The organism is Nostoc sp. UHCC 0251, assembly GCF_034932245.1.
In the GTDB taxonomy this organism is placed as follows: Bacteria; Cyanobacteriota; Cyanobacteriia; order Cyanobacteriales; family Nostocaceae; genus Nostoc.
Genome location: NZ_JAYGHD010000185.1, coordinates 1 through 5823, shown reverse-complemented (window position 1 = coordinate 5823; position 5823 = coordinate 1). Strand labels below are relative to the sequence as shown.

The 5823-nt window shown below is 41.2% G+C and carries 6 protein-coding genes; 3 read left to right on the top strand and 3 right to left on the bottom strand.

Going from position 1 to position 5823, the window contains the following annotated elements; all coding sequences use genetic code 11:
- Positions 1–78: 78 nt before the first annotated feature.
- On the bottom strand, positions 79–273 hold the full coding sequence (locus VB740_RS16835) for a hypothetical protein (RefSeq protein WP_323201110.1): 195 nt from the start codon (positions 271–273) through the stop codon (positions 79–81).
- A gap of 945 nt (positions 274–1218) precedes the next feature.
- Here VB740_RS16835 and sds point away from each other — a divergent pair.
- Positions 1219–2190 (top strand): solanesyl diphosphate synthase, encoded by a 972-nt coding sequence (gene sds / locus VB740_RS16830; protein ID WP_323201109.1) that lies wholly within the window; start codon positions 1219–1221, stop codon positions 2188–2190.
- A 305-nt stretch (positions 2191–2495) separates the two neighbouring features.
- Here sds and VB740_RS16825 read toward each other — a convergent pair whose 3' ends face one another.
- Positions 2496–2969 (bottom strand): hypothetical protein, encoded by a 474-nt coding sequence (locus VB740_RS16825; RefSeq protein ID WP_323201108.1) that lies wholly within the window; start codon positions 2967–2969, stop codon positions 2496–2498.
- A 200-nt stretch (positions 2970–3169) separates the two neighbouring features.
- Here VB740_RS16825 and hetZ point away from each other — a divergent pair, with 200 nt between their 5' ends.
- Both hetZ and VB740_RS16815 read left to right on the top strand, forming a co-directional pair.
- On the top strand, positions 3170–4375 hold the full coding sequence (hetZ, locus tag VB740_RS16820) for a heterocyst differentiation protein HetZ (RefSeq protein WP_323201107.1): 1206 nt from the start codon (positions 3170–3172) through the stop codon (positions 4373–4375).
- Positions 4368–5345, top strand: coding sequence for a PatU (locus VB740_RS16815; protein WP_323201106.1), 978 nt, complete (start codon positions 4368–4370; stop codon positions 5343–5345). Before hetZ ends, VB740_RS16815 begins: the two co-directional genes overlap by 8 nt.
- 158 nt (positions 5346–5503) lie before the next feature.
- On the opposite strand, the gene VB740_RS16810 is transcribed toward VB740_RS16815, so the two are convergent.
- Positions 5504–5641, bottom strand: coding sequence for a hypothetical protein (locus tag VB740_RS16810; RefSeq protein ID WP_323201105.1), 138 nt, complete (start codon positions 5639–5641; stop codon positions 5504–5506).
- Positions 5642–5823 lie beyond the last annotated feature (182 nt).

Below are 5823 nucleotides of genomic sequence, written 5' to 3'. Positions count from 1 at the left end.
GGAGGCAGGGGAGGCAGGGGAGGCAAGGGGGACAGAGAGAATAACTATGCCCAATCCCCAATCCCCAATCCCCAATCCCTACTGACTATTAACTACTTCAGTCACATTTGTCCTTACTGATTTCTCCTGCTTGTGTTTTCCTTCGGCAGATGAAGGGATTGTCGGAACAGTCTTTGTGCCAGTACGCTTTGCCAGTGCTAACAACAGGTAGACTGTGAACAAATATCCAGACGCTAAAATAAAAATCATCATAGGTATACTTCCGTAAATCATTGTTCTACTAGCACCTTTTCAAACGAATATAAAATCCCATAAAATTAGTAGAACCTCAGCCAACCAAGTACATTCTTGATTGCTGTAGTCTCCTATGGTAAAATTACCTATAGAGATAAAATTCTCTACGGACAAAAATTTATTGTCTAATGCGACTTCTTGCAGACCATAGATCCACAGCAGTTAGATTGCCGTTTAGCAATCTAAAACTACGATTCTCAGCGGTCTACTTGATCTGCGTTATTTTTGCTAACACTGCTGTGAAAAGAGCAATGCTTGCGCTCAACGTGCGCTGAAGACGTGTAGCGGCTCCCAATAGGGATATCGCATAGCTCCAAACCAGGAGTTTTGCATTATCATACTTTAGATTAAAGAAATTATACCTTTAATCTAAAATACGATTAATTATTTTAGACTCACACCACCAATACAGTAAAATCACTTAGTAAGCGACTTACTTTTGGAGTATGAATATCTGAAAAATTTATAATTCCTATACTTTAGCGTAACACAACGACCCTGAATTTGAAGCCCATTTGGCTACTAAATTTCAATTTTTTTGAGTAGCTACATTTCAGTCTTGAAGAAATTTAGTCTTACCTCATTGGCGAACATTTAAGTCTTATTCATTTTGTCAATAAGTAATATTACTCAATTATGCTTTAAACTGTGGCAAGAAACGGGTAACAGGAAACTACTTAATATAATTTAAGCTAATATTTATTTCCATATACTGAGAATTCATGTTTTAAGTTAGTTTAAAACCTGAGTTACCAAAAAATAAGTGTAATTGCTTATTGACAAATTAACTATGAACCTTAACTATCACCGATAGACTCATGAAAATGGGATTACCTGATGAAAACTTTGCGCTGGCACAGGGTTATCTTAAAATGAGTGTAGGATATGTAAACTTTCGTAACCTAAGTCAGAGTCCGCCCATTCATGACCCCAGCCACCTCCCTGTTTACCCCTGTGGAAGCAGACCTGCGACTACTAGCAGATAACCTAAAACAGCTAGTTGGAAATCGCCACCCCATTCTGTTTGCAGCAGCCGAACATTTATTCGGTGCTGGGGGAAAGCGTATCAGACCAGCTATTGTCCTGCTAATATCGCGGGCAACAATGTTAGATCAAGACATTACACCACGTCATCGCCGCCTAGCTGAGATTACAGAAATGATTCACACAGCAAGCTTGGTACATGACGATGTGGTAGATGAATCAGACGTGCGGCGAGGCGTTCCTACCGTTCATAGTTTGTTCGGTAATCGCATTGCCATATTAGCAGGAGATTTTCTTTTTGCCCAATCATCCTGGTATTTAGCAAATTTGGACAATTTGGAGGTGGTGAAACTCCTCTCAGAAGTCATTATGGATCTGGCTACTGGGGAGATCCAGCAGGGACTAAATCGTTTTGATGCTGGCATCTCTATTGAAACTTACCTCCAGAAGAGTTATTACAAAACAGCTTCGTTAATTGCCAACAGTTCTAAAGCTGCTGGATTACTCAGTGAAGTCTCACGAGAAACTGTTGAGCATCTGTATAGCTACGGTCGTCATTTTGGTATAGCATTTCAAATTGTTGACGATATTCTAGATTTCACTAGTACAACAGATACTTTAGGTAAACCAGTGGGGTCGGATCTTAAAAGTGGTAATTTGACTGCACCCGTTTTATTTGCTTTAGCAGAAAAACCATCCTTGGAAGTGCTGATTGACCGAGAGTTTGCTCAAGAAGGGGATTTAGAGCAAGCACTAGCACTAATTCAAGATAGTCAAGGTATACAGCAGGCGCGAGACTTAGCTGCTCACCATGCTAAGTTAGCAATTGAACATCTTGCAGTTCTACCACCCTCAGAATCTCACCAGGCACTGATTAACATCGCTGAGTACACACTGAGTCGCCTCTATTAAAACACCTAACAGCTAACAGCTACAAAATACTGGAGTTTAGACTTCAAGCAAAACTTACCACCTGTTCTTAAGTGGAAAAATTTTGCTCAATGGTCAGCTAGAATTTGCAAAATGTTCACTGATAACTGTTTGTTTAGCAATTTTAGATTAGGTGGAAAATAAAGCCCCTAGCTTGGTTCTTTAAAGAACTAGAAGGTTATTAACTGGCATTAATTTCTCTTCAACAAAAACTTTTTCAAAATAATTTGAGATTTAAAATTTTGGATGTGGGATTGTATCTAAAAAATCCCACATCCAAGTTTTTTCTATGCAATATCAGGGGGTATCTGTTTAGGCGATCGCTGTTGTCGTAACTGTTGTTGCATGAGTTTTTCTAGATCAGTTCGCCGAATTTCAACGGTATGGGTGGTCTTACCCGGCGTCTCCAAAAAAACTATACTATCTACGGGTTCCAATGCCACCAATTGGAACAAAATATGGGTGACAGGAGCAATTTTAGCTAGCATTTGAGGGTCAAGCCCAGCAGGGGAAATTAGAGAGACATCCTGTATGGTAGGAAAAGCGTAAATAACTCGCTTTTCCAATCCTGGATTAGCACGATTGCTCAAAGTAGTTAAAACCCAGCTTTCCTCTGAATTTTGGAGAATATAGTATTGGGAGTAACGTAATTTTAGAGCGATCGCTCTAAGGGCAGGAGCAATTGCTGCAATCAGATTTGGTGTTATACCATCGCGGGGTGCATTGTCAATCAGCAATTGAATTTGTGCTTCTAAATCCATAATGACTTGTATACGGCTCTTGGGTAATGGCAATAACATCTATCAAAGTGTGAACAATCCCATCAAAGTTGGGAATAATAAAATCAGCCATATCCTCAATATCGGATTGGTCTGCGTTTAGCTTATACGTAAAACTGAAGCCAATACCCACGTCGTACAGGTTGTATTTAAATACTTAGGGTCTTTTGAAAACCGAGACTATGAATTCAGCCGCAACCGCAACTATTCCATCTGCAAATATTCTGGGAGAAAATTCTAAAGGCGTGGAGGTGATCTTTCAACTCCTGTCCAGGGAGTTTCAACAATCAACCAAAGCTTCGGAACAGAATTGCCACGATGTAGCAAGACGTATTACCACCGAAGTATATCGGATTTGCCAGGAAAGCAAACGTATCCAAGCTTCTGGAACTGTAGAAAGCTCGGCGATGACCCTAGCTCGGCATCGGCTGCAACAGTGTCTCAGGTACTATCAGTTGGGTTCAAATCGGGGCAGGGTAGAATTACACAGCACTCTGAGTGCAATTATTTATCGATACATTAATCCGCCTCAGAAGCAATTGAGTTATCAAGGGCGACTGACTATAATTGAAGATTTCTTACAGAGTTTTTATCTGGAGGCATTAAACGCTTTCCGCCGAGAAAATCAACTTGGTGCTACTTATCGCCCTCAAACGCTTTTAGAATTGTCTGAGTACATGGCATTTACCGAGCGCTACGGCAAGCGACGCATTCCCTTACCAGGCCGTCAGCAGCAGCTAATTATTTTGCGGGCACAAACTTTTTCTCAACAGCAGCCCCCAGAAACCAGCGTAGATATAGAACAAGCCGCAGAAGGTAGCAATAACGAAGGCGATGGTTCTTGGGAAGAACCAGCAGTGCATCAATTGCGCTCCACAATGGCAACGCAAGCCGAACCTGAACCCGAAGAAGATACCTTGCGCTCTGTTGTGGTTACAGAATTAATGAATTATCTCGAAGAACGGCAACAATCTGACTGTGCTGATTACTTTTCCCTCCGCCTCCAGGATCTATCAGCACAGGAAATTGAGTCGATTTTAGGTTTAACCCCTCGTCAGAGAGATTATTTACAGCAGCGCTTCAAGTATCATTTGATTCGGTTTGCATTGTTACACCGTTGGGAATTAGTTCACGAGTGGCTGGAAGCCTCTTTGCATACCAATTTGGGCTTAACTCCCCAGCAATGGCAAGTATATACAGCACAGCTGGACACTAAGCAACGGTCTTTATTAGAGTTGAAGCAACAAGGACAAGCCGATGAAAAAATCGCAAAAACTTTAGGGCTGTCAATGGCACAACTTCAAAAACGATGGTTTAAGATTCTTGAGCAAGCTTGGGAAATTCGTAACTCATTAGTGTCCGGATCAGGTGCATCTACTCATGAATAGTGACTCAGAATCCTTACAATCTCAGTGTCTCGGTTGGTTATTGACAGATGATGTCAAAAATATCGAGCAATCTGTAGAAAGTGAGGAAAATGACGGGGTAAAAAACCTCCACAATGAAGCCACTGCTTCCAAAAGCAGTGAGCCAAAATTGGGAGGAACGCCCCAGGCCTTTCAATTAGGAGAAATTCCTACTGTGCAAGATCGTTTTCAAGCTGTCCTTAAGCATCGCTTACAAATCCAAGCCCAAGACCACCCACCTTTATTTCCTTGGGAAACACAATTAATCGACTATCCAGATTTTGTTGATGAGCCGTCAATGCCGCTCGTTCCTACCTGGGGGTGGATGGTACAACAGTCGAAGCTAAACCTACCGCGTCCCTTACCGGAGAGAGTTTTCCAGCAATTGCTGGAACAATGTCAGGCATTGGTGACATCTTCGGTGCCGCTGGGAGCGAAATTAGTTCAAGTGGTGGAGAACTTTTTTCCCAACGAGTCTCAAGCACTAAATGATATAGCTGGATTGGTGCTAAGAAGCACCTATCGGTCTGTAAATACTTTGGAGACAATACCCAATATTCAAAGTGATTACTCAGATTTACAACCGCGTCAACAAATGGCTTTGTCGTTGCTAGCAGCTAAACAACTGCTAGAAAATTTGACTCTACCACTTTCAACAACCAGTCCAGTGGTAGAAAGACAATGGCTAACCACTGTTGGTAATTTGAACATCAGAGTAGAGTATCAGTCTGTAGGTAAACTTACGAAGTTACTTGTTCAGGCTGAGTTACCTGTTAAAGGAACTTTGACACTTCGCACAAGTGGCACTTTAGCAATAGCAACATCTTCAACTCCGGGATACTTAAGTGTAGAGTTAGCCTGTGAGCAACTTAACCCAACTTATACTCTGGAAGTTGAGTTTCCAGAAATAGACCAACAGCCGCTTTTATTTGTCATTAACCTCACTGTGTAACCTTAATTGCCACTGCTAGTACGTAATGCCAAATATCTTAAGGTAACTATTGTCTAGGTGTTGCCTTGGGGCTTTTTCAGTCTCTAGATACTACTAGCAACAGGGTGCTTTCTTATACTTAAGGCGTGGTTGGGTTAACCTATGGGTGTAGGCCACCCTCAATCCCATAATTGATTTGTCGTGGGTACTCGTCTGTCTATCCGGTTACTAGCAAAGTCTGGAGAACGAGTCAGTTTCTTTCTTGTGTTGTATTGATTTTGCCTCGCTTCTATTTTACCAAGCAACCAATTTTTCACAACGAATTTATTCGCTTGTGTTGTTTTTTATACAAATTTATGTTCGCACTAGGCGTTAAATTTTGCGGTAACGTTATATACTAATATGCTTGGATAAAGGCTAAAACTCTTTATCAAAGTTCTTTTTTTGGCGTTGCTGATTCCATGTATGAAAATGATTTTGCATAATACCAAAATCCTTG

What these genes read in the sequence shown, in the direction of transcription:
- VB740_RS16835 (WP_323201110.1), bottom strand. Translation starts at nt 273, where the DNA reads ATGATTTACGGAAGTATACCTATGATGATTTTTATTTTAGCGTCTGGA.
- sds (WP_323201109.1), top strand. Translation starts at nt 1,219, where the DNA reads ATGACCCCAGCCACCTCCCTGTTTACCCCTGTGGAAGCAGACCTGCGA.
- VB740_RS16825 (WP_323201108.1), bottom strand. Translation starts at nt 2,969, where the DNA reads ATGGATTTAGAAGCACAAATTCAATTGCTGATTGACAATGCACCCCGC.
- hetZ (WP_323201107.1), top strand. Translation starts at nt 3,170, where the DNA reads ATGAATTCAGCCGCAACCGCAACTATTCCATCTGCAAATATTCTGGGA.
- VB740_RS16815 (WP_323201106.1), top strand. Translation starts at nt 4,368, where the DNA reads ATGAATAGTGACTCAGAATCCTTACAATCTCAGTGTCTCGGTTGGTTA.